This window comes from Streptococcus sanguinis (assembly GCF_019929225.1).
GTDB lineage: Bacteria > Bacillota > Bacilli > Lactobacillales > Streptococcaceae > Streptococcus > Streptococcus sanguinis_J.
In genome coordinates this window covers 435,353-459,405 of sequence record NZ_JAHZPA010000001.1, presented here as the reverse complement: position 1 = coordinate 459,405, position 24,053 = coordinate 435,353, and the positions used below count along the sequence as shown (strand labels likewise).

The window sequence follows — 24,053 nt, the reverse complement described above, 5'->3', positions numbered from 1 at the left end:
TTATCCTTTCAAATCTTTAGCTAAAACAGCTAGATTTTTTTCTAAATTTTCTAAATAAGATAGTTGGTTGGCTGGATCTGCTTCCAGAGGATTCAGCTCCTTGATTTGTACACCGGTCGCATTGACCAAGGTTTGAGCTACTTTCGAGGAAGCATTGCTTTCCACAAAAATAGTCTTGACCTGATGCTCCTTGACAAAGTCTTCTATCTCTGTCAGTTGGCGCGGACTAGGCTCCTGCTCCGGTGAAATACCAGCAATACCCAACTGGGTCAGCCCGAAGCGCTTGGCTAGATAAGAAAAGGCTGTATGCTGGGTGACAAAGGTCTTATTGGGTACTTTATCAAAAATCTTCTGATAGCGTTCTGTCAGCTTTTTGGCCTCTTCTTGAAATTTTCGGGCATTGGCCTGATAAGTATCCCGATGGTCGCTATCCAGCTCCGACAGTCTGTCGGCGATAATCTGGGCTTCCTCCGCAGCCTTCTGAGGATCCAACCAGGTATGGGGGTCATAGAGCGTCTTCTCATCCACTCCCTCTCCTGCTTGGACATCTTCCAAGCCTGCAACCCGATCCAGCTTCATACCCTGGGAAGCCTCAAGGACTTGAACCTTGGAATTCTTGAGACTGGGATTCAGCTCGCCAGCCCAGGACTCTAAAGTCCGTGAGTGATAGACAAAGACATCTGCATCATAGATAGCCGCCACGTCATTAGCCGAAGGCTCAAAATCATGGATACCATTGCTAGACTGAATCATGCGCACATCATTCAGATCGCCCGATATAGCTTTAACCATAGAGTAAATAGGATAAAAGCTGGTTACGATCTTCAAGCCTTGCGATGAATTGGATGGACTAGATTCCTTTTGAGGCTGACAAGCCCAGAGACACAAGGCCAGAGCTAGCAGGCTAAGGCCGGCTAAGATTTTTAAAGCGCGTTTCATAATATCTCCTTAACTCATTATTAACCAGTTTATTAACCGGTTAATATAATACACCTTGTCAACTTCTTTGTCAAGTTTTTTTAAGAAAATAAAGCAAAAAGGAAGTAGGATTCTTTCCCACTTCCTCTTTGCTTTTAATTCATTATATTTGAAATGTTATTTATTTATGACTATTCAAGGACAGAATAAGCTTGGACAAATGCTTCTCTCAAGCTTAACTGTATGAGATTACTTTTCCGACTTGCAGACGGTAAAATGACAATCTGGAAGTCAAAAATCGTTCTATATCGCCTCTGTAGTGAAACTACGACTTTCCAGCACTTTCAGCATGGCATCAGCTGTGTCCAAGGCTGTGAAGAGGGGCACTCCGTGCTCAATAGCTGAGCTACGGATAATTTGACCATGCTTATCTGCTGTCCGCTTGGTTCCGACCGTGTTGATAATAGCCTGAACCTTGCCCTTGCGGATATAGGCTGGGATATCCTTGTTATCATCACTGCCGATTTTTTCCACCAGGCGGACGTGTAGGCCATGATTTTCAAAATAAGAGGCTGTTCCCTTGGTTGCCCAAATACCATAGCCAATATTGGCAAAACGCTGAGCCAGCTGCAGGGCTTCTTCCTTGCTATCGTCTGCAATAGTAAAGACGACATTACCAAAGTTTGGCAGATGGAGATAGGAAGCCTCAAAAGCCTTGTAGAGAGCTTTCTCGAGTGTGCGGTCGCTGCCCATGACTTCACCAGTAGACTTCATTTCAGGTCCCAAAAGACTGTCAACCTTCGCCAGCTTGGTAAAGGAGAAGACTGGCGCCTTGATATGAACCATTGAACTTTCTGGATAAAGACCATCTTCATAGCCCAGCTCTGCTAAAGTTTCCCCAAGGATCAAACGAGTCGCCACTTGCGCCATCGGAATATCGGTCACCTTGGACAAGAAAGGAACAGTCCGGCTGGCACGCGGGTTGACCTCAATGACATAGACCTGCTCATCCTTGATGACGAACTGAATATTCATCATACCGATACAGTTGAGTCCCAGAGCCAAAAGCTTGGTATAGTCTGCAATGGTATCCTTAACTTTCTGCGATAGGGTTTGTGGCGGATAAGCCGCCATGGAATCTCCTGAGTGAACTCCTGCCCGCTCGATATGCTCCATAATCCCAGGAATCAAGACCTGACGACCATCAGAAATGGCATCCACTTCGCACTCATCACCGACAATGTAAGAATCCACTAATACCGGATGGTCTGGACTGGCCTTAACCGCTGTCCGCATATAAGAGCGTAGATCCGCTTCGTTTTCTACGATTTCCATAGCACGGCCACCCAAGACATAGGAAGGTCTCACTAGAACAGGGAAGCCAATCTTACGAGCAGCCTCTACTGCATCCTCTTCATTAGTGGCCGTCTGACCTGGCGGCTGCGGAATATCCAGCTCCTTCAGAGCTTGCTCAAAGAGATCCCGATCCTCAGCCCGATCTAGGTCCGCCACTTGGGTACCTAGAATCTTAACACCAGCCTTGGACAGTGGCTCTGCCAGATTAATGGCTGTCTGCCCGCCAAACTGAACGATAACACCTTTAGGCTGCTCCAGCTCAATAACATTCATGACATCTTCAAAGGTCAGCGGCTCAAAGTAGAGCTTGTCAGAGACAGAAAAGTCAGTCGATACAGTCTCTGGATTGCTGTTCATGATAATCGCTTCATAGCCAGCTGCCTGAATAGCTTTTACAGAATGAACGGTCGCATAGTCAAACTCGACCCCCTGCCCGATTCGGATAGGACCTGAGCCCAGCACCAGAACTGATTCCTTGCTGGATTTGACAGATTCATTTTCAAAGCCATAGGTGGAATAGAAATAAGGCGTCGCAGACTCGAACTCAGCAGCACAGGTATCCACCATCTTGTAAACCGGCACAATCTTCTGCTCCTGCCGGATGCGACGCACCTGCTCGGCTGTCATGTCCCACAAGGCTGCAATCTTAGTATCCGCAAAGCCATTTTGCTTGGCTTTCTTAAGCACATAGCTATCTCCGATATGACTGGCCAGCTCCTGCTCAACTTCGAAAATATGGAGCAGCTTATCCAGGAAAAAGACATCAATCTTGGTCAGCTCCGCAATTTCATCCGGACTGTAACCACGGCGAATAGCCTCTGAGATGTAGAAAATCCGGTCGTCTTGCGCCTTGACAATCTTCCTCATCAGCTCATCATCGCTTACTTGACTGAGAGCAGGCAGCTCGTTGTGGTCCACACCAACTTCCAGAGAGCGGCAAGCCTTGAGCAGACTCTCCTCAATATTGCGGCCGATAGCCATGACTTCCCCGGTCGCCTTCATCTGGGTTCCCAGACGGCGCTCACCCTGCTCAAATTTATCAAATGGAAAGCGTGGAATCTTAGCGACCACATAGTCCAGAGCCGGCTCAAACATGGCATAGGTAGAGCCTGTCACCGGATTGATGATTTCATCTAATGTAAGCCCGACCGCGATTTTTGCTGCCAGCTTTGCAATCGGATAGCCAGTCGCCTTAGAGGCTAAGGCTGATGAGCGGGAAACCCGAGGATTGACCTCGATGACATAGTATTTGAAACTATGCGGATCCAGAGCCAGCTGCACATTACAGCCGCCCTCAATCTTCAGCGCTCGGATAATCTTGAGACTGGCGTCCCGCAGCATCTGGTATTCATAGTCTGAAATAGTCTGACTAGGTGCAAAAACGATAGAATCCCCTGTGTGAATGCCGACTGGATCAAAGTTTTCCATATTACATACGACCAGCGCATTGTCAGCACCATCCCGCATGACTTCGTATTCGATTTCCTTAAAGCCCGCTATAGAGCGCTCAATCAGACACTGAGTAACCGGAGAGAGTTTGAGGCCGTTTTCTGCGATTTCCTGCAGCTCTTCTTCATTGCTACAGATACCGCCGCCAGTTCCTCCCAGTGTAAATGCCGGACGGACAATGACTGGATAGCCGATGCCAGCCGCAAATTCCAGTGCTTCATCAACTGTATTGACAATTTCTGACTCAGGGATGGGCTGGCCTAACTCTTCCATCAGCTGCTTGAAGAGATCCCGGTCTTCCGCTTGGTCAATGGCTGACAGCTTTGTCCCCAAGAGTTCCACTCCCAGCTCTTCTAAAAGTCCTGACTTGGATAGTTCCATGGCCATATTGAGTCCGGTCTGGCCGCCCAAAGTAGGCAGCAGAGCATCTGGCCGCTCCTTACGCAAAATCCGCGCAACAAACTCCAGCGTGATAGGCTCGATATAAACTCGGTCCGCAATTTCCTTGTCCGTCATGATGGTCGCTGGGTTAGAATTAACCAAGACAACACTGTAGCCCTCTTCTTTCAAGGACAGGCAAGCCTGAGTCCCAGCATAGTCAAACTCTGCAGCCTGACCAATAACGATAGGACCAGAACCAATGACCATAATTTTCTGAATATCTTTACGTTTTGGCATAGTGCACCTCTCAATCTTGCTTCCTAGTAAGCCTGATGGGCATCCATCATTTCCATAAACTCATCAAAGAGATAGTCTGCATCATGCGGTCCCGGCGCAGCATCCGGGTGGAACTGCACAGAAAAAGCTGGATAGTCCCGATGGCGCACCCCTTCGACAGACTTATCATTGATTTCTTCATGAGTCACAATCAGGCATTCCGGCAAATCCTCACGACTGACTGCATAGCCGTGATTTTGACTGGTAAAGTCAACTCGACCTGTCGCAATCTCTCGTACCGCATGGTTGAAGCCACGGTGGCCGAACTTCATCTTATGCGTCTTGGCACCGTTAGCCATGGAGAAGAGCTGATGCCCCATACAGATTCCGAAAATTGGAATCTTACCCTGAACACCACGAATCATGTCCAGAGCCTCCGGCACATCTTCCGGATTTCCCGGTCCATTTGACAGCATGACGCCGTCAGGATTGAGCTGGAGAATTTCCTCAGCTCTGGTATCATAAGGTACTACTGTCACACTACAGTTGCGTTTGGCTAACTCCCGCAGGATAGAATGCTTGAGACCGAAGTCCACTAATACCACGCTGCGACCCGTTCCCGGAGCTGGATAAGACTGCTTGGTAGACACCTGCTTGATGTTATCAGTCGGCAGAACTGTAGCCTGAAGCTGGTCTTGCAAATGCTCAATACTATCATCCGCATTGGCAATGGTCGCCCGCATAGTTCCATGCTGGCGGATAATCTTGGTTAGCGCCCTTGTATCAATTCCCGAAATGCCTGGTATCTTTTTGATTTTGAGGAACTCATCCAAAGACAATTGCTGGCGCCAATTGCTTGCACGACGTGCATACTCATAGACCACCACTCCCTTGCAGGTCGGCAGAATGGATTCATAGTCGTCCCGATTGACACCATAATTTCCAACCAAGGGATAGGTAAAGGTCAAAATCTGGCCATTATAAGACTGATCCGTAATCGATTCCTGATAGCCTGTCATGCCTGTGTTAAAGACGATTTCGCCTGTCACAAAAAGATCCGCTCCAAAAGCTTCCCCTTCGAAGATCATGCCATTTTCTAATATTAAAAGTCTCTTTGCCATTGTTCCCTCCTGTCCAAGATGCAGACCGCCCACGACCATCCACATAAGATATATAATAATAGGGAGTGGGATTGCTTCACATAGCTTCACCCACTCCCGGCCTACTGTCCGAGATTATTGACGGCCTTTCAGAACTGCTTCAATAATAGCCATTCTGACAAAGACGCCGTTAGTCATTTGTTCAACGATGCGTGATTTTGGTGCTTCGACCAGATGATCCGCAATTTCTACATCACGGTTAACTGGAGCCGGATGCATGAGAATCGCTGTATCTTTCATGCGGTCATAACGCTCTTGAGTCAGTCCATGCAGTCTGTGGTAATTTTCTTTAGAAAAGATGGACTCGTAGTCATGGCGCTCATGCTGCACGCGCAGGAACATCATGACATCCACTTCTTCAATCACCTCATCAATAGTGACAAACTTACCATAGTCTGCAAACTCTTGGCTCCGCCATTCTTCCGGACCTGCAAAGTAGAGCTCTGCACCCAAGCGCTTGAGAATCTGCATATTTGACTTAGCCACGCGCGAATGGTCCAAGTCACCAGCAATCGCAACCTTGAGGCCTTCAAAGCGACCAAACTCTTGATAAATGGTCATCAGATCCAGCAAGCTTTGGCTAGGATGCTGACCAGAACCGTCTCCTCCGTTTACGATAGAAGTCGTAATGGTTGGGCTTTCCACTAGCTCTTTGTAATAATCCACTTCCGGGTGGCGAATGACACAAACATCAACACCAAGGGCAGACATGGTCAGGATAGTGTCATACAAGGTTTCTCCTTTATTGACCGAGCTGGTCTTGACATCAAAGTCCAGAAGATCGCAGCCTAACTTCAACTCTGCTACCTCAAAGGCCTTGTGGGTACGAGTCGAAGGCTCAAAGAAGAGGTTAGACACGATATGCTGCTCATCATAATGGACTTTAGCGCCATTTTTAAATTCGATTCCGCGTTTAATCAAGGCCATAACTTCTTCATTAGACAGAGTTTCCATAGAAACAAGGTTCTTAAGAGCGATTTGATTGGATGACATGATGTAATTCTCCTTTATATGAAAGAATGAGGGCTTCCAGAGTGCTGCAAGTAAAGTCGCTCTGAGAGCAAGCTATTTTTGAACGAAAGTTAATGATTTAGCACCTAGCTCAATCCTTGGGCTCAGGCAGGACAAGATAGAGGACAATTCCCAGAATAGTTGACAAGGCAACTCCTGAGATTTGCAGACCAGACAGCTGCAAGGTCAGACCGCCGATACCAGATACCAAGATGACACTGGCAATCAAGAGATTCTTTTTATTGTCAAAGTTGGTCTGTGCTTCAATCAGAATCTTGAGACCACTTGAAGCAATTACTCCGAAGAGGGCGATGGAAATACCACCCAGCACAGGACTCGGGATGGATTGGAGCAGGGCTGAGACCTTGCCCACAAAGCTCATGACAATAGCCAGCACTGCTGCACCAGCAATGACATAGACACTGTAGATTTTATTGAGCGCCATGACTCCGATATTCTCTCCGTAGCTAGTCACGGGCGGTGCTCCGAAAAGCCCTGCAATAATCTGAGCCAGACCATCACCAGTCAAGGTCTTGTCCAGTCCTGGATCCTTGAAGAAGTCCTTACCTGTCAAGCTATTCAGCACCATGACATGCCCGAAGTGTTCTGTCATGGTTACAAAGGCGATAGGCGCCATAGTTAAAATCGCACTAGGGTAAAATTTCACATCGTAGTCCAAGAAAGGCAGACTCATAGGCGGAAGGTGGAACCAAGATGCTTCTCCTACCTTGGCAAAAGACACAATTTCCTGCCCAGTCACAGCCCCTAGAATCAAGCTAAAGATGTAGCCGACTATCAAGCCCAGCAAGACTGGAATGATTCCCACAATCTTCTTACCATAGATATTAAAGAGGATGACTGCCAAGAGAGTAACCATACCGATAATGAAGTAGGTCAAATCATAAACCTTTTCGCCATTAGCTACAGTCTTGTTCATCACATCGCTAACAGCTGTCCCAGCCAAGCTCAGACCGATGACCATGATGATGGGGCCAACTACTACTGGCGGCAGCACCTTGTCAATCCAAGCATTGCCAGCAAACTTGACAATCAGTGCTACAATAAAATAAACCAAACCACCGGTGATGGCTCCCTGTGCAACCGCTCCGATACCATCTGTCTTCATCAGCATCTGCATGGCTGCGATATAAGCAAAGCTGGAACCCATGTAGGCCGGAATCTTATACTTGGTAACAGTCAGATGTGCCAATGTTCCCAGACCGCTTGAAAAGAGAGCTACCGCTGGGTCAATTCCCACCAGAATCGGTACCAAGACTGTCGCCCCAAACATGGCGAACAAGTGCTGAAAGGATAGTCCTAAAAGCAGACCTGGCTTTGGCATATCATGTACATCATACTTAACATCTTGACTCATTTAGCTTATTACTCCCCCATAATCAACACGCGATCTTGACCGTCTGTCTCAGTCATCTCAACGATAATCTCCTCAGTTTGGCTAGTCGGAATGTTCTTGCCGACATAGTCTGCCCGTATAGGCAGCTCGCGGTGACCACGGTCTACCAAGACAGCCAGACCAACCCGAGAGGGACGTCCATGACTAACCAGATTGTCAATAGCCGCCCGGATGGTCCGTCCTGTGTAGAGGACATCGTCAATCAGGATTACTTGACGGTCGGTAATATCCACTGGAATCACTGTCGTATCTTCCTCAACCTTGATATCATCTCGGAAAGGCTTGGTATCAACTTCTGCGACTGGAATATCGATATTCTCCAACTGGGCCAATCGCTTTTGAATCCGATGAGCCAAGTGAACCCCACGGGTCTTAATGCCAGCCAAGACCACTTGGTTTAAGTCCTTGTTGCGCTCGATGATTTCATAGGTAATCCGCGTAATCGCACGATTCATGGTGATATCATCGACAACTTCTTTTGTTTTCATTCTTTCCTCCTCAAACAACAGAAAAAGTCTCCTTATTACAAGGAGACTTCAGAAAAATCTAGTCAGGTAGGCTGAAACAAGACGCACTTGCTTACACTCCACCCATCTTTTTACTTGCTCCTTGTCTATCTCTCTGGATAGAATTAAAGGATTATTTAATTTTTTATACTATATCACAAATTCAAAACTATTTCAAGAAAAAAATTGTATTTTTTCTGTTTGACTGGATAAGGGTTAGTGATTAGCTTCTTTCTCTTCTTGTTCCTTATCTTTTAAATCCTTTTGATTTTCTTTGTTTTCTGCTTGAGCTGGCTCGTCTTTTAATTCAGGCTTTTCAGCAGTTGGAACTTCTTCTGATGATGGTTTAGAAGAGTTTTCTGGATTCTCAGCTTGATTGTTTAACTCTGCTTCAGAAGATCCAGCTGCATGCTCGCTATAATTTGAAGCTCCTTGGTTGCTTGCTTCAGCTGAGGCAGGCTTATCGGATGCTGACTTCCCTTGGACATCTGCCTTATTAGGCTCACTTTCCTTAGATGCTTCCTTCTTTTCGTCCTTTGAATCGGCCGGCTTATTATTGTCAATGCTGCCACCCTGAACATCTGGGAAATGCTGGGCTAAAGCCTTTGGAATTTTATTTTCATTCAATTCAAGCTCTGCTTTAGGGATGTGATTGTCGCTGACATTAATATAAGTCACCGTCTTATTTGGTTCCTGCAGCGCTAAGGTTGTGATTTTATTCTTGTTGACAGCCAGATTGTCTAAAGACCTAAACTGATTAATTCCTTCCAAGTTTTTCAGCTCATTCTCACCCAAGTTTAAATTCTTCAAGGAAGACTGAGCGGCTGGAATGTCCAAAGATGTAATCTTGTTTTGACTTGCGGACAAAGTTACTAAATTCTTAGCAGCTTCAACTCCTGCCAGCGACGTCAGCCGATTTCCATTTAGACTTAGATTTGTCAGATTTGGATTAGACTTCAGGAAATTCAAGCTCTCAACATTGGAATTGTCAGCTGTTAATTCTTCCAGATGGGAAGCTTTGAGGGTATTGAGATTTAAGTTTGGGTTGTTGGATAAGAAAAGCCTTGTTAAATCTTCTTTTCGGCTCAGAGCAGAAACATCTTGCAGTTGATTGTGCTCTAAACTTACAGCTTTTAATTTTGGAAGCTTGGTCAAAGCAGAAATATCTGAAATATTGTTGTAGTCAAGGTTCAATGACTCCAGATTTTTTAGCTTAGCTAAAGGTGTAATATCGGTAAGGTCATTTCCCGCTGCTGCCACTGTTTTGAGGTTCGTATAATCCTTCAAGAAAGATAAATCAGTGATGCCATTCTGGGAAATGTCCAAGCCTTCCAAGGTCGGAATTTCTTTTAAGAAATCATAGTTGGTAACGCCTGTCTTTGTCATCCACAGCTGTTTCAAATGTTTAAATTGCAGCACTGGTCTGATGTCCTTTATCGGAGTAAAGCCAATCCCCAGAACCTCAATATTCGGCATCAGTTCCAGGCCTTTTCTTTCCAGCGGATCTTTGCGCTGGCCGATATTTAGATACTTCACAGTTGCCAGCCAGGCTTTCATCTTTTCCGTATCCGTCTCATCTGATGGGAATGGGGTGTCTGCCGTAGCATGTAAAATATCTTCAATGATTTCATCATCAAATCCTAGAGCTTTCAAGGTTGCCATACCAACTGCGTCATGAGCATGCGGATTTCCATGAGGGTCAAAAGGCTTGGTTGTATCAATCTCACTGACCAAAGTCGAATGGCTATGATCACCATGCGGATAGATAAATATCTTTCCTTTATCTGTATCGCTCACCTGAATCAGACTTTCATCGATTCCTAATTGCTGAGCCAAATAGGCCTTTTTCTTGGCAATTTCTTCTTCCTCGTCTAATGGATTTGGCGCAGGCTCAGGAGTAGGAGCTGGGGCTGGCGGTTCTGGTGAAGGCTGTGCTTGCCCTTGCCGGCCATAGTAGGCATCTTCAGCAGCTTTCTTATATTCCGCTGGAATCAATGACTCCCAAGGTGAAGCAATCAGCTGCTCATAGGGGATGAAATGAGTATGACCATTATGATCTGCCAGCAAGCCAGTAGCCAACTTGCCGGTTACTCTTGTGCCTCTAAATAAGAATCCATCGCTGGTAGGATAATCAATCCCAGCAAACTGGCGTTTAGTTGTCTCTTGCTGCTGGGGAACAGACGGCCTAAGCCTTGGCTGATAAACAGGTCCAGTAGTATTGCTAGACGGCGTTGGACGATAACTCGGTGCTTGTGCAAGATGACCTACAGATTGTTTCAAAATGTAATGAAAATGATCCCCGTGACGCACAACATAGCCGTATTGGTCCTCAGACACGATGTCTCTAGGATTGAAAACATAGCCATCATCAGCAGTGCTCATGTGATTTGCTAGCTGAGCCGATCCTGCAGGCATTTGCCCATCTTTTGGTATCAGATAGGCCCACTTGCTATTCTTTAGATCAGAATAAAAAATAAAGTGCGTATGACCATCATGCTCTAAAATCAGACCTTCACTGGTTCTAGCTTTAATTTGTGACTCGCTGTTGAAGAGAAAACCATCATCTGTCGGCTTATCAACACCAGGAACCTGTCCTTTTTTGTTCGCCTTACTTTTCTTCTTCACTTCTTGCTTGGTCTTCACCTTCTCTTGACTGCTTTCCTGTTGAGATGTCTGAGATTGACAAGCAGCCAAGCAAAGATTACAAGCAAGAATGATTCCTGCCAAACCTAACAGTTTCTGATTGTGTTTCATTCTTTCCTCCTTTTTGTTTAACCGGTTAATTATTAACTAGTTAACTATATCACATAAATCTGATATTGGCAAGAAAAAATAGAAGCAAAATAAAAAAACAGATAAAATCTGTTTTTCATCTACAAGTACATGTATCTATGAAGTCTTCTTCTTTGAGAAAGAGATGGACTTTATTCCGTAAAAGACAAAACCAAAGATTAGGTAGGCTGCAAAGATAATCAAACACATCTGGATGACATAAGGCCAGCCTTTCTTAAAGACATTGAGGAAAAAGTAAGGAAATGGATTGTCCTTGGATCTTGGAATATCTATTTTCAAGAAGAAACCATTAAAGAGAGCAAAGGCCATGTAGACCAAAGGCACACTTGTCCAAGAAATCGGATCAAACCAACTGTACTGACGCGACTTGTCAAAGATTACTGTATCTAGAAGAAAGGCCAAGGGTACTATATAATGACACAGAAAATTCTCTAGACGGTAAAAATCTGTCGCAATGGGAGCCAGCAAGAGGTGGTAAACGACGCAAGTAATCATGATGGACATGGTCACCCCGCCCTTGATTCGCAAGATTTTCGGCGTTTTCCAAGCATCGCCAGGTCTCGTCATCAGATAGACCAGATAGCCCGTAAAAAGTAGGACCAAGAGATTGGACAAAACCGTATAGTACATGAGCATACCTACGCCATACTTAGTGATTTCCAGATACACACCCAAAAAGGCCAGGATAAAAAGAATAATTCGATAAATTAAGATAAAACGACGATTCATAGAGACCTCAAATTTTCTTAACAAACTCTGACTTGAGCTTCATCGCACCGAAGCCGTCAATCTTACAGTCAATATTATGGTCGCCTTCCACGATGCGGATATTTTTCACGCGCGTTCCCTGCTTGAGATCCTTGGGTGCTCCTTTGACTTTCAGGTCCTTAATCAAGGTAACTGTGTCGCCATCAGTCAGCTTATTGCCATTAGCATCGATCGCTACTGGTCCTTCTTCTGCTTCTTGAACCTCAGCTGGATTCCATTCATAGGCGCACTCTGGGCAGACCAAGAACGTTCCATCTTCGTAGACATACTCTGAATTACATTTGGGGCAGTTTGGTAAGTTGTTCATTTTCTTCTCCATTTCTAGTCAAGGCTGCTAAATTCCCATACTAGCCTTCTATATATGATTAAGCTCTTCCTTCATTTTTTCAAATCCAGCAGAACACTAAACGATGTGAAGGTCAACTCAATTCTAAAAATCTAGTTTACTCCTATTTCCACACCTTTCTAGTATAAGCTATTTTAAGGATTTTGACAAATCTCTTTTAGGATTTCCTACAGGTCTTGACCTTTCTACAAAAACAGTGTACTATACTAGTGTATATACAGATAAAAAGGAGTCACTATGAAACCAAGATCTAAAAATCAGTTTATGACACTGACCGCTTTTTTGACTGCACTAGCCATTGTTATCCCGCTACTTATGCCGATTAAAATTGTCATTCCGCCCGCTTCCTTCACCTTAGCCAGCCATGTCGCTATCTTTTTGGCTATGTTTATTTCACCTCTCATGACGGTGATTGTTGTGATTGGCTCCACTATTGGATTTTTTATGTCTGGGCTTCCTTTTATCATCACGCTTAGAGCCCTGTCCCACTTGCTCTTCGGCAGCATCGGTGCTCTTTATCTGCAAAAGCACCCGGACACACTGGACAGCCAGAAGAAGACTTGGATATTTAACTTCCTACTGGCCTTGATTCATGCCTTTGGTGAAGTGGTCGTCTGCATCCTCTTTTACACGACTTCTGCCTATCCTGCTAATGCTTTCTATATCTTATTTGGTCTGGTTGGACTTGGTACGGTCATCCATAGCATGGTCGACTTTGTCATTGCTAAGTTCATCTATCAAGCGCTGAAAAAGATTCGCTAGAGCTTGAAGATTCCTGACTTTTGGTTTACAATGAAGCTATGACCAAGCAAAGACGAGAAGAACTATTAGACCTTTTGAAAACATCATCTGCTGCCCTCAATGGCCAGTCACTGGCGGAGCATTTCCATGTGACCAGACAGATTATCGTGCAAGATATTGCCCTCTTGCGGGCTGATGGTGCCCCCATCCTCTCAACCAATCGTGGCTATCTTTATAAAGACCGCCAAGAAAATGCTGCTGTCCATCAGCTCTTCAAGGTTCAGCATGGGGCTGAGGATATGGAGGCCGAGCTGCTGGCTATCGTGGATAATGGCGGCCGCGTACAGACTATTTTGATTGAGCATCCAGTTTACGGTGAAATCCAGACTTACCTAAAGCTGACCTGCCGCCGAGATGTCCAGCATTTTCTCCAACAGGTCGCATCCTGTGCCTTTCGCCCCTTATCTGAACTGACAGATGGAGTCCACTATCACCTAGTACAAGCCGACTCCCAGCAGGATTTGGACTATGTAGAATCTGCCTTGAGAGACCTAGGATTTTTACATGAATGAATAGCAAGAAAGAAAAAGACTGATTAGGCCCCAACCTAGTCAGTCTTTTTAGTACATACTCTTGCGCCAACCGTCTTCGATGCGCTCGTGATAGTAATATTCGGATAATTCTTCATCTTCCATCATACGCAGAAGTTCTAGCATATCGTAGGCCAAGTCCAGCTGTGGCAGGCTGTCCTTGTCTACCCAAGAAACCTCTCCCTCTTCAGTCGAGTGAATCTGACCAGAGAATTCAGTTGCTTTGTAGCAAAAGACGATGTAGCGAACCCCTTCATCCGTATGCCAGTTCTTAACTCCGACCAGTTTTGGATGAGTAATAGTCAAACCCGTTTCCTCTAAAATCTCACGGACAACCGCATCATGGAGAGACTCTCCCTTCTCAATATGTCCACCAGGAAAGGCATATCCAGACCAGCGATAGCGCTCAGGAGAGCGATACTGCATTAGGACTTTACCTCGCGCCTTATCTTCAACAAGGCAGATGTTTGTTAGGATTGTTTTTTGGGAACGTGACATAAATTTGCTCACTTTCTAAGTTATTAAAACATATCTTCGTTATATTTCACTTCTGACTTCATGACAAAGGGATTGATCAATTCATGATGTTCATAGGTACTATGGACCACAAAACCTCTGACAATGATGATTTCATTATCTTGTATATGATAGTCTATATTGATGGGCATTGCTGGATCCGAGATGGTTGACAAAGCAAAGAATGCCGAAAACCAAAGATAAAGTGCCACCAATCCACTGAATAATTGAAAAATAAGGTGATACCAGTGAAAATCTCTTATCCTAAAAAAGACTATCCAAGGATGGATAAAGAAGGTCAAACAAAGAATAAAAAACCAGCTATTCCACAAAACTGGAGTAAAGGATAGACCAAAAGCTAACAAAATCAAATGAAGAATGACAAAGGTTAGCAAGGCCAGATAGAGTGTTTTAAATGAAAATAACTTAGATAGATTTTCTTTGGTCATGTTTTTTCCTCTTTTTTTCATTATATTTTAAAATCAACATCGTTAACGCTGAAATGAAGAAAAAGATTAGATAGGTAGCAATCGGAAACCAAACATAGCGAGGATTCAAGTTCCACAATGGTGGCAGAAATCCCTCACCGTCTTCTAATTCTATTCCTATAAAATAATGCAAAAGAAAAAGTAGACCATTAAGATAAAGAAAAACTTCTGAAAAACCTTTCAACGTGTTGAAGCCTTCTTCTCTTAGACTTCCAAACCAGGAATAATATGGAAGAGCAATCAAGACAACCAAATTTATATACAAAGGGCTAACATATTTAAACTCTCGAAGCGGACCCGGAATTGACTTATTTCCAAACGTTAAAAATCCCACTCCAATCGCAACCATTATAAAGAATATATAACCTAAAAGAGCTTCTAATATCCAATGTTTTTCCATCCAAAGACTAAGCTTGTTCTCCTGAACTTTTACTTTTCTTTTATTTTTCTTTTTGGTTTTACTTTTCATTTACCAACTCCACAATCTTCTGGAAAGTCTTGCCGTTTCGGATAGTCAGTTGCTTGTAGAAACTGGACTTGAGCAGTTTCTTATGATAGTTGGACTTGAGATAGTCCGCTTGGTCAGCATTTCTATAAAAGAAAGCCGTCTGCCCAAAATGCAGTTGCTCCTTGTCATTCGCCCAGCTGCCTGCCAGCTCTTGAACGCTCTCCTTGTCTGTCTCCGGCAGATAAAAGAGAACATCTCGCCGAAAGGCTGTTTCATCCTGCCACCAAGTAGGCAGATTGGCTCTTTCTTTTTCAAGCATGGTAGAGCTGACAAGGACGAAAGGCAGAGGGAAATCGTAAGACTGACTGAAATAAGCCGACAATATCTCCCGAATCCTCTCCTCCTGCTCCTCGCTATCAAAGAAAAGATTGCCGCTGTTGATGTAGGAAACTGGATTTTCAAAACCCAACCCAGCTAAATCTTTCTTCAAATCAGCCATAACGACCTTGTTTTTCCCGCCGACATTGATGCCGCGGAGTAAAAGTACATAACGCATGTGATGCTCCTTGCTTGTATGTTTAAAAAATGGTTATTTTCTCTAACGATAGGGAATTTTCGAACTTTTTATCTCTATATCAGGATTGGCAAGTTTGAGATAAGGAGCAATATAGTCTGCATCTGTAACCTTTGGACCTAGAATGACTTTTGAGTATTTCAAAGGAGCCAGATTAATGTATACAAATAGATCGTATCTGCCATTATCTTTAGGGCTTAATACTATATACTTCCTAAAATCGTTATAGTTAACTTTATCAAAAATTTCTAACCCAATATCTTCTTTCTTCAAGGATTTATCATTTAATAAATCTTTATTTTTATCTAAACTTTTATTATGATTTTCAATAAGTGTTTTTACAGAAGTATCATCTAGATTGATTAGAATACGATACTCCATCTCATATTCGTAATCTTTTACTTTAAAAAGATAAGAAATCTTTTTTAATTTTTCCGCCAAGTCACTTAGTGGAGTTTCACCTTCAAACTCTTGCATTTTTTCAAAAATTTGTTTTAGAATATCTAGAGCTTTACCAACATCTGATTCATCTTTAGCGCCAGAATTCAAATCTAAGTAATGAATTTTAACAAATTCAATAGATTTATGAGCAACAATATGTTCAAGATAACTCATGTCATATTCAAGGAATGCTCCTTGACATGAATCTGCGTATTCTTTCCACATAGGTAGGCTATCAGAAACTACAGTTAAGGAAGATATAAACACATTGGAAGTTTGATAGTTATGGAAAAATGTATTATCAATACCCAAATAATCGTGTATTGCCCTTCCTTCCATTGGATCGTTTAACTGTTTTAGATTAGTAAGTCGTAAAAATGGAGGTTGAGTTTCAGAATTATTTTCATTTTTCCAGTCTGCTTTTATAAGAAAATTTGTTAAAGTATCAATCTTAGTATAATGTCCAAAAGAGCCGATTGTTTTTAAATCTTTAGAAGCAATAGTCAAATTAGAACGAATATCATCAATAATAGCTTCTGCTTGATTCAAAAGTTCCTTGTAATTTTCAGACAGTATAAATCCAGAATCACTCTCCTTTTTTAAAATAGCGCCTTCATCACTACTATTACGCTCATCATACATTTTAACTAATTTAATTGCTTGATCTCGAATTATATCAGAATCGTTTTCTTTTGCTATCTTTCGAACAACATCAATCGATTCTTCAATTATATCATCAAAATGCCTTGATACAAAATCTAGATATTCACCAACATTTGCAGATTGAGGATTCTCCATAAAATGGTCATTTATCAATTTTAAGTGGTCATTTTGAAAAATTGAAATAAACTGTTCTAATTCAAAATACCAAAATATAATATGTTCAAAATCATTATTTTCAAAATCATTATTTTCAAATATAAAGCTGATGAACTGTTCTAATTTACTTTCAAAATAAATTCTTTTTTCTTCTGGTAAACTGTTCTGTTCGAATAGTTTAACAAAAACTGAAAGTAAATCAGAATAAATTATTTTACTTTTCTCTAGATTATCTTTTAATACTAGATCAAGAATTTTAAAAAAACAACTCTCGTTTTCAAAAAATATAGAATATTCTTCGTATTCTTTGGTAAGATATAGATAATTATAAAGAATAGATAAATAGTAAAAGATTTCATACCAACTATATGTTTGTGGAGTTTTTGATAATATTTTATTTAGAGTCTCTAAAATCTTTTTTTCTATCGTTTTATCAATTTTCGCTTCAAAATTACTACAAACATAACAAACATGGTCAACATATTTTAATTGTTCTTCTTCAGATAAATGTAAATATTGATATACAAAGTTTCCAATTTCATATTTCAGTTCTTTATTATCTAAAGAATTAAAATATTTTCGTAATTCATTTGTATTAAATTCACCTGAAAAATAATTTAACTCTTTCATTTTATCTCCTTCTAAAATTTCAATCCATCGCCTTTATTTCCAGAATCATATCGCGAATCTGTGCGGCCAGTTCGAAGTCGAGAAGTCCGGCAGCTTCTTGCATTTGGCCTTCCAGTTTCCTGATCATGTCCTTGCGCTCTTGCTTATTGAGGCTTTCAATTTCGACAGTTTCGTCCTTGTCTGGCAGGGCAGCCTTGGTCACACTGATTAGGTCACGGATTTCTTTCTTGATGGTCTGCGGTACAATGCCGTGCTCTTCATTATAAGCCATCTGGATTGCCCGACGGCGGGCAGTTTCATCGATAGCTCGCTGCATGGACTGGGTCATAGTGTCCGCATACATAATCACATGCCCCTCACTGTTGCGGGCTGCCCGGCCAATAGTCTGGATCAGACCACGCTCGTTGCGGAGGAAGCCTTCCTTGTCTGCATCAAGAATTGCCACCAGACTAACCTCAGGAACATCGATTCCCTCGCGCAGCAGGTTAATCCCAACCAGAACGTCAAAGACACCCAAGCGCAAATCACGGATAATCTCGGTCCGCTCCAGCGTCTTGATGTCCGAGTGCATATACTTGACCTTGACACCCATTTCCTTGAAGTAGTCCGTCAAGTCTTCCGCCATCTTCTTGGTCAAGGTTGTGATAAAGGTCCGCTCATTCTTCTCCGCACGCGCAGTAATTTCACCTAAGAGATCATCAATCTGCCCCATAGTTGGGCGGACTTCCACTTCTGGATCCAGAAGCCCTGTCGGCCGGATAATCTGCTCGATAACCGTATCCGTCTGTTCATTTTCATAGTCGCCCGGCGTAGCCGATACATAGACAATCTGGTGAACATGGCTCTCAAACTCCTCCCGGCGCAGCGGACGGTTGTCTAGAGCAGACGGCAGGCGGAAACCATAATTAACCAGCATCTCCTTACGAGAGCGGTCACCATTGTACATACCGCGAATCTGTCCCATGGTCATGTGACTCTCATCAATCATAATCAAGAAGTCATCAGGGAAAAAGTCCAGAAGGGTATAAGGCGGCTCTCCTTCGCTCCGACCATCCATATGGCGAGAATAGTTCTCAACTCCATTCGTATAGCCCATCTCGCGCAGCATTTCGATATCGTACTCCGTGCGCTGCTTCAAGCGCTGGGCTTCCAGAAGCTTGCCTTCCTTCTCAAAGATAGCCAGCTGCTCCTCCAGCTCGGCCTGAATCTTAGCAATGGCTACCTCCATGTGGTCTTCATTGGTCACGAAGTGAGTGGCTGGGAAGATGGCCAAATGGTCCACCTCGCCCAAGACTCGACCTGTCAAGGCTTCAACCTCACGAATCCGGTCAATCTCATCTCCGAAAAACTCTACCCGAAAGGCATGCTCATCCCGAGAAGCTGGGAAAATCTCCACCACATCGCCACGAACACGGAATTTCCCCCGCTGAAAGTCAATGTCATTGCGCTCAAACTGGATATCAACCAAATCATTAAGCAGCTTGTCACGAGAAATCTCTAGTCCAGGACGCAGGCTAACCACACTATCGGAGTATTCCTTAGGCGATCCCAGACCATAGATACAAGAGACCGAAGCCACGACAATCACATCATTCCGCTCCAAGAGGGCAGATGTCGCTGAGTGACGGAGCTTATCAATCTCGTCATTGACCGAGCTATCCTTTTCGATATAAGTATCGCTGGAAGGCACATAGGCCTCAGGCTGGTAGTAATCATAGTAGGAAACGAAGTATTCCACCGCGTTATTAGGAAAGAACTCCTTGAACTCACCATAAAGCTGGCCAGCCAGAGTTTTATTATGGGCAATAACCAGAGTCGGCTTGTTGACCCGAGCGATAACCTGACTCATGGTATAAGTCTTACCAGTACCAGTTGCCCCCATAAGAATCTGGGCCTTCTCGCCCCCCTCAATATTGTCCACTAGCTGCTCGATAGCTTGGGGCTGGTCTCCTGAAGGCTCGTACTTAGAAACCAATTCAAATTTATTATCTGTTATTCTGTTAATCATCTTTTATTCCTTAAATTGTGCTTCTATCATTTTACCATATTTGCCCTATTTTCTCTGGATTTGGGTGTAGGTAGAATGGCCACGCTTCTACCATCGTCTGTCTCTTGTCACACCTCTCGTTAAAAAACATGAAAAAAGCCCAGCTCAACTGGGCGAAATGGTTATTTCTTAAATATCAGTGCTTGAGGCAGGCGATTTTCTTTCTTTAGTGACCAGTAAAGATAGGCAATGCAGCCAATCAGGACGATACTGGCAAAAATAGATCCTTCAGCTCCAAACGCTCCACCAGACAGAAAATCCACAGAAGATTGCGAGCTATAGTTCAAGATTGAGGTAGATGCTCCTTGACCACTGACCTGAATACCATAGATATTTCCTTGCACAAAATTCCAAGCGCCGTGCATACCAGCCAGTACCCACATATTGTCATACTTGAGCATAAGGAAACAAGCAAAGATACCGTCTAGTATTATATTGACAATAGAAAGAACGGTCACACCAGGGTTAAAGAGGTGCAGTGCCCCGAATAGAGCACTAGAAATCAAGATACCAATGAAGATATTTGACTTAGCGCTAACGGCTGGAAAGAGCCAACCACGCGTCACTAGCTCTTCTGTCCCACCTTGGAGAATCCAGAAAGGAATGATAGCTACAACAAAAATCAAAGACTGCAAGTTAAGCTGACCTAGTTTCAGACTGCCTGTCCCCGTTACCAAGAGCAAGACAACAACCAGTGAAAACTGAACGGCTCCAATAAGGAAGCCTTTAAGGAGATTTTTGAACCAGTCTTGCTTATAAAATCCCAGACCAGAAAAAGGACGCTTCTCACGATATCGAACCCAGAGAAAGACAGTAAGAGCGATAAAAAAGAAAGTAAATAGTTCAAAAAATAGACTATAATGACGGAAAAATTCCATAAGTGCTGTTTGGCCTCCAGCGGGGTTTGTCGCACGGAACAAAATACCAATAACAAGCCCAATCGGAAACATTCCGAACATTCCAGCAAAACGACCTACATAAACAAAACCAATAGCAATCAAGATAGCCAACCAAATCGGCGGAATATAACGCGATTGCTTGATATCATCCAACATACGATATTTAAACATATAATTATTCCTTTCCTCATTTTAATTTATTATAGCATATTATTTTAGGGTGAGCAAAAGAGAACGGTCTGAACCATTTTAGTTGTCTTATCAACTTCAATAATCTAAGTCTTTTCAGTTCCTCACCCATTGACGCTATATTACTAAATAATAAATTAGAAAAATCTATCAGTCCCCTTCGTTTTCTCTAGTAATCTCTTCAATGTTTGTTATTTCTTCGTCTAACCGTTTATCAAATTCCGCCTTATTCTTGAAGGGATAAGAATAAGTCCGCCAAGTATACCATTTAAGCCCTTCATCGCCTTTGTAATACCATTCTATCTTAGTTGGCAGAAAATCTTTGTTGTATGTGATGCGCACCTTTGAAAACTGATCTTCTTCCCTGTAGATGTATTGTAACTCAAATTCGGGTGGATATTTTTCTTCTAATAAAGATTTATTCACTAGTGATTCAGGTGAGCGGGTAATTTGATAGTTTGATTTTTTTATTTCATCAGGTCTAACATTTAAATTAAGAAGAATTGAGGATATTTCATTATTTAACGCTCTTTCATAATATTCCTTAGCTTCATATTTACTACTCCCCCCAAACAGTTTGTTGTCTTTAATCGCAGCTCCATGAAAATAGTAAAACTCTTTATTTTTTAAATCAAATCCTGTTCCAAAATCATTGTTTGCCTCAATATCTGACATGCTTTTAACAAAAACAAATCTTTTATTCATTAAGATTGAATATGCATCACTTGTGGTCTTTTTGATATTGTTTGCTACGACTGTAACCATAATAACCACGATTACTAGGCTTGATACCACTAGCATACTCTTTATATTTATTATACTCTGCCACTTTTTCATCTTCGGACATACCCTTTGTTCTTTCTTGCCAAGCTTCATAATCTTTATGTCCTCCTCCTTTTACAATATCTGCATACTGACCGCCCTTTTTGTCCAAATCTTCTTCAGATTTGAAGATACTCTTAGCTTTTTGCCTGAGTTCAGAGTCTGCTGGCTGTGTAACATCCAATCTATTATGTTGGTCAGCATAAATTCCAGTGACTGCGTCATTATTCCCTTTTGACGGACCGTAGTTAAAGGACTCTGTATTAGCAATTTCATGCAATTCATCATGAGTATAATGTTCTGGATTGGAATCATATCTACCATTAGGTAGCTTATGCTGATCATAGGCATCCCACTGTGTCTCAAATTCTCCTGTTTCGAGATTCACAATAAATTCAACCATTCGAGCATTATTGAAACCTTTTTTTGGATTAACAGTGCTTTCTTGAGGAACTTGAACTTTCATATTGTAAGGACGTCTGAAAACATCTGTATCTTTATCATAACGATTATGATAGTTAGCTCCCGTAGTATAATCAAAAGTAAGCCCTTGCTCTTCACCGTACGCCAAAAGCTTTTCATAATCACTAGCACCCTCATAGTTATTTCGAATATAATAAATTGCTTGACGATCAAGATAATAGCGGAACAGGTGAATTTGTTGACCTAAGCCAGATTTATCTTCCTTAAGCGATTTATCCTTAAAAGTCAAAATTACATCTTTTCTAAAATACATCAAAAAGTCTCCATGAGGTGACATTTTATCAGAAAATTTATGAGTAGCACTGGTTAAATGCATGAAATTATGTTCATCTACTTCAGCTCCTAAATGTTTGAGAACTAATTCTAATTTTTCTCTGGAACTCATCTTACTTGCTGCATACATGCCTGTGTAGACGTCAGATCCTACTTCCTTTGTTTGAGCATATAGTTCGTCACGTTTATTGTAGAACTCTTGGCCTGTCTGAAGTTTTGCTGTGCTTGATTTAACCTGATTGATATAATTCTTTACAGCCGCATCATCCCAGCCATCAACTTTCTTCAACTCTTCAGCCTGTTGGCGCAGTCCCGTGATATAAGAATTGTATTCCTTCCATGAAAGATTTTGTGGTCGCTCAATCTGATATTTCTTAGCAAAATCACGATTTGCTTTTAGTTCTCCCGCTACGGTCGTCCACGATAAATCTGCAGGAATACTATAGGTCCCTGTATTAGCATCCCAAGAGCTGGCTAGCTGCCCCACACCAGTATCAATTGCTTGCGCCAAAGCGTCAATATCTCCAAATATTTCAGGAGAACTAGCATTAAAAGCTCTGAGTTTATCTAATTTTTCTTGAAGTTTATCTCGAGCTGCAGAATAGGTATCTCCAAGTTTCTGCAGTCCCTGTAAACGCTGAAAACTTCCCGAACTAGTTGACTTGCTCGCTGCAATGGTATCTATTGAAGCTTGATTGGCTGCAATAAGCTGGTCATAATGCTGAATATCCTCTATTAGCTTATCCTCTTGTAAATCCTCATCTGCAACTTGTGCACGATACTCCTTTGGAAGAGATTTAACATCTGCCTGAGTTGCTTCAGCCAATGCTACTCCTGTTTCTTTTAATGGAATAATGACACTGGTAATAAAAGCTCTAAAGGAATCATAAGCTTTACCAGATAAGTCCGAGACCGAATTTTCCACTTGTTCGAGAGAATTTCCTAATTCTTTATAGCTATCCAACTGGCTTTTAGTCATAGCTGTAGTACTCTCAACTTGCGAATCTAAACTTCCGCAATAAACTTCAATTCCCATCTACTTTATCCTCCGTTTGATTGATTCTGATACGTTCATGATAAATGTCATTCAAATCATCTTCTAGCTTACGCTTTTGAAGGTTAATCTCATCCAAATCATCTAAAAAACTCTCAGAAACAATATTCGATTCATGAAACGCTTCTGAATATAACTGTTCAAAAAAAATTCTGGAAGAGGGATAAGACTCGAATGAATCCCAAAGTTGAGTTTGCGCTTCTGAACGATACCAATCGAAATTTTCTTTTTGGTTCTCCAACAATCTTTTTTCCCGCAGCAGTCTTTCCTCCTGCAAAAACAAGCCCGCTTCCTTTTCTCTCAGTTCATCAAGTCTCTTCTCTTTATTCACGATTCTGTCCTTCAATTAAACGAAACCTTCCAACACTATCCTCATCAACTGCTTGAAATTGCTCAGCCACACTTTTAATATTAGTGCAAGCTGATTGAATGGCCAACGAAATATCCTTGGCTTTACTTTGAGAAAGATCTATTGCATGATGCGCAGAATCATTTCCCAAAAGTTTAGTCTTTTCATCCTTAGAAGCATTTGAAACACTAGCTAGGGCATCTCCTCCATTCTTCATAGCTGACGCTAATTGTTGAACGATCAAAATATCGCTTTTAATTTCTTTCATTGACTCTTCCCTCAAATTTACTTTTATAACCCAATTCTAGCATA

General features: G+C 42.4%; 22 protein-coding genes. 2 read left to right on the top strand and 20 right to left on the bottom strand.

Features of this window, described 5'->3' with window-relative positions; genetic code table 11:
* The 9 genes from K1I80_RS02315 to K1I80_RS02275 form a co-directional block, all read right to left on the bottom strand.
* Complete coding sequence (locus tag K1I80_RS02315; RefSeq protein ID WP_223313027.1) at positions 1–939, bottom strand: metal ABC transporter solute-binding protein, Zn/Mn family; 939 nt, start codon at positions 937–939, stop codon at positions 1–3.
* A 282-nt stretch (positions 940–1,221) separates the two neighbouring features.
* Complete coding sequence (gene carB / locus K1I80_RS02310) at positions 1,222–4,401, bottom strand: carbamoyl-phosphate synthase large subunit (protein WP_223313028.1); 3,180 nt, start codon at positions 4,399–4,401, stop codon at positions 1,222–1,224.
* A 23-nt stretch (positions 4,402–4,424) separates the two neighbouring features.
* On the bottom strand, positions 4,425–5,501 hold the full coding sequence (locus K1I80_RS02305; protein WP_032909561.1) for a carbamoyl phosphate synthase small subunit: 1,077 nt from the start codon (positions 5,499–5,501) through the stop codon (positions 4,425–4,427).
* A gap of 114 nt (positions 5,502–5,615) precedes the next feature.
* Complete coding sequence (locus tag K1I80_RS02300) at positions 5,616–6,533, bottom strand: aspartate carbamoyltransferase catalytic subunit (protein WP_002895276.1); 918 nt, start codon at positions 6,531–6,533, stop codon at positions 5,616–5,618.
* Between the two features lie 109 nt (positions 6,534–6,642).
* Entirely contained in the window at positions 6,643–7,926 is a 1,284-nt protein-coding gene (locus K1I80_RS02295; RefSeq protein WP_049547679.1) for a uracil-xanthine permease family protein, read from the bottom strand.
* Positions 7,927–7,934: 8 nt separating this feature from the next.
* On the bottom strand, positions 7,935–8,453 hold the full coding sequence (pyrR, locus tag K1I80_RS02290; RefSeq protein ID WP_002904664.1) for a bifunctional pyr operon transcriptional regulator/uracil phosphoribosyltransferase PyrR: 519 nt from the start codon (positions 8,451–8,453) through the stop codon (positions 7,935–7,937).
* 234 nt (positions 8,454–8,687) lie between these two features.
* Positions 8,688–11,225: a pneumococcal-type histidine triad protein gene (locus tag K1I80_RS02285; protein WP_125444937.1), complete on the bottom strand. Its 2,538-nt coding sequence runs from the start codon at positions 11,223–11,225 to the stop codon at positions 8,688–8,690.
* 135 nt (positions 11,226–11,360) lie between these two features.
* Complete coding sequence (locus tag K1I80_RS02280; RefSeq protein ID WP_125444935.1) at positions 11,361–11,993, bottom strand: Pr6Pr family membrane protein; 633 nt, start codon at positions 11,991–11,993, stop codon at positions 11,361–11,363.
* Positions 11,994–12,000: 7 nt separating this feature from the next.
* On the bottom strand, positions 12,001–12,339 hold the full coding sequence (locus tag K1I80_RS02275; RefSeq protein ID WP_125356852.1) for a zinc ribbon domain-containing protein YjdM: 339 nt from the start codon (positions 12,337–12,339) through the stop codon (positions 12,001–12,003).
* Positions 12,340–12,615: 276 nt separating this feature from the next.
* Here K1I80_RS02275 and K1I80_RS02270 point away from each other — a divergent pair, with 276 nt between their 5' ends.
* Together K1I80_RS02270 and K1I80_RS02265 are read left to right on the top strand one after the other, a co-directional pair.
* Entirely contained in the window at positions 12,616–13,140 is a 525-nt protein-coding gene (locus tag K1I80_RS02270; RefSeq protein ID WP_223313029.1) for an ECF transporter S component, read from the top strand.
* A 20-nt stretch (positions 13,141–13,160) separates the two neighbouring features.
* Positions 13,161–13,691: a transcription repressor NadR gene (locus K1I80_RS02265; protein ID WP_185681469.1), complete on the top strand. Its 531-nt coding sequence runs from the start codon at positions 13,161–13,163 to the stop codon at positions 13,689–13,691.
* A gap of 48 nt (positions 13,692–13,739) precedes the next feature.
* Here the strand turns inward: K1I80_RS02265 and K1I80_RS02260 are convergent, their stop codons facing one another.
* The 11 genes from K1I80_RS02260 to K1I80_RS02210 form a co-directional block, all read right to left on the bottom strand.
* Positions 13,740–14,207 carry an 8-oxo-dGTP diphosphatase gene (locus K1I80_RS02260; protein WP_049539158.1) on the bottom strand — a complete coding sequence of 156 codons (468 nt, stop codon included), beginning with the start codon at positions 14,205–14,207 and terminating at the stop codon, positions 13,740–13,742.
* 23 nt (positions 14,208–14,230) lie between these two features.
* On the bottom strand, positions 14,231–14,674 hold the full coding sequence (locus K1I80_RS02255; RefSeq protein ID WP_049539155.1) for a hypothetical protein: 444 nt from the start codon (positions 14,672–14,674) through the stop codon (positions 14,231–14,233).
* Complete coding sequence (locus K1I80_RS02250) at positions 14,652–15,182, bottom strand: hypothetical protein (protein ID WP_002904672.1); 531 nt, start codon at positions 15,180–15,182, stop codon at positions 14,652–14,654. The genes K1I80_RS02255 and K1I80_RS02250 overlap by 23 nt, the downstream gene beginning before the upstream one ends.
* Positions 15,172–15,717 carry a DUF1697 domain-containing protein gene (locus K1I80_RS02245; protein WP_002904673.1) on the bottom strand — a complete coding sequence of 182 codons (546 nt, stop codon included), beginning with the start codon at positions 15,715–15,717 and terminating at the stop codon, positions 15,172–15,174. Before K1I80_RS02245 ends, K1I80_RS02250 begins: the two co-directional genes overlap by 11 nt.
* Positions 15,718–15,759: 42 nt before the next feature.
* Positions 15,760–17,625 carry a DUF2971 domain-containing protein gene (locus tag K1I80_RS02240; RefSeq protein ID WP_049539146.1) on the bottom strand — a complete coding sequence of 622 codons (1,866 nt, stop codon included), beginning with the start codon at positions 17,623–17,625 and terminating at the stop codon, positions 15,760–15,762.
* 19 nt (positions 17,626–17,644) lie between these two features.
* Positions 17,645–19,633 (bottom strand): excinuclease ABC subunit UvrB, encoded by a 1,989-nt coding sequence (uvrB, locus tag K1I80_RS02235; protein ID WP_223313030.1) that lies wholly within the window; start codon positions 19,631–19,633, stop codon positions 17,645–17,647.
* A 161-nt stretch (positions 19,634–19,794) separates the two neighbouring features.
* Positions 19,795–20,742, bottom strand: a complete 948-nt coding sequence (locus tag K1I80_RS02230; protein WP_223313031.1) for a CPBP family intramembrane glutamic endopeptidase — start codon at positions 20,740–20,742, stop codon at positions 19,795–19,797.
* Between the two features lie 168 nt (positions 20,743–20,910).
* Positions 20,911–21,525, bottom strand: a complete 615-nt coding sequence (locus K1I80_RS02225) for a hypothetical protein (RefSeq protein ID WP_223311553.1) — start codon at positions 21,523–21,525, stop codon at positions 20,911–20,913.
* Positions 21,482–23,374: a DUF3114 domain-containing protein gene (locus K1I80_RS02220; protein WP_223311554.1), complete on the bottom strand. Its 1,893-nt coding sequence runs from the start codon at positions 23,372–23,374 to the stop codon at positions 21,482–21,484. Before K1I80_RS02220 ends, K1I80_RS02225 begins: the two co-directional genes overlap by 44 nt.
* The gene (locus K1I80_RS02215; RefSeq protein ID WP_223311555.1) at positions 23,364–23,723 is read right to left on the bottom strand and encodes a flagellar hook-associated protein; all 360 of its coding nucleotides are present in this window, start codon (positions 23,721–23,723) and stop codon (positions 23,364–23,366) included. Before K1I80_RS02215 ends, K1I80_RS02220 begins: the two co-directional genes overlap by 11 nt.
* The gene (locus tag K1I80_RS02210) at positions 23,716–24,009 is read right to left on the bottom strand and encodes a TIGR04197 family type VII secretion effector (RefSeq protein WP_223311556.1); all 294 of its coding nucleotides are present in this window, start codon (positions 24,007–24,009) and stop codon (positions 23,716–23,718) included. The genes K1I80_RS02215 and K1I80_RS02210 overlap by 8 nt, the downstream gene beginning before the upstream one ends.
* Positions 24,010–24,053 lie beyond the last annotated feature (44 nt).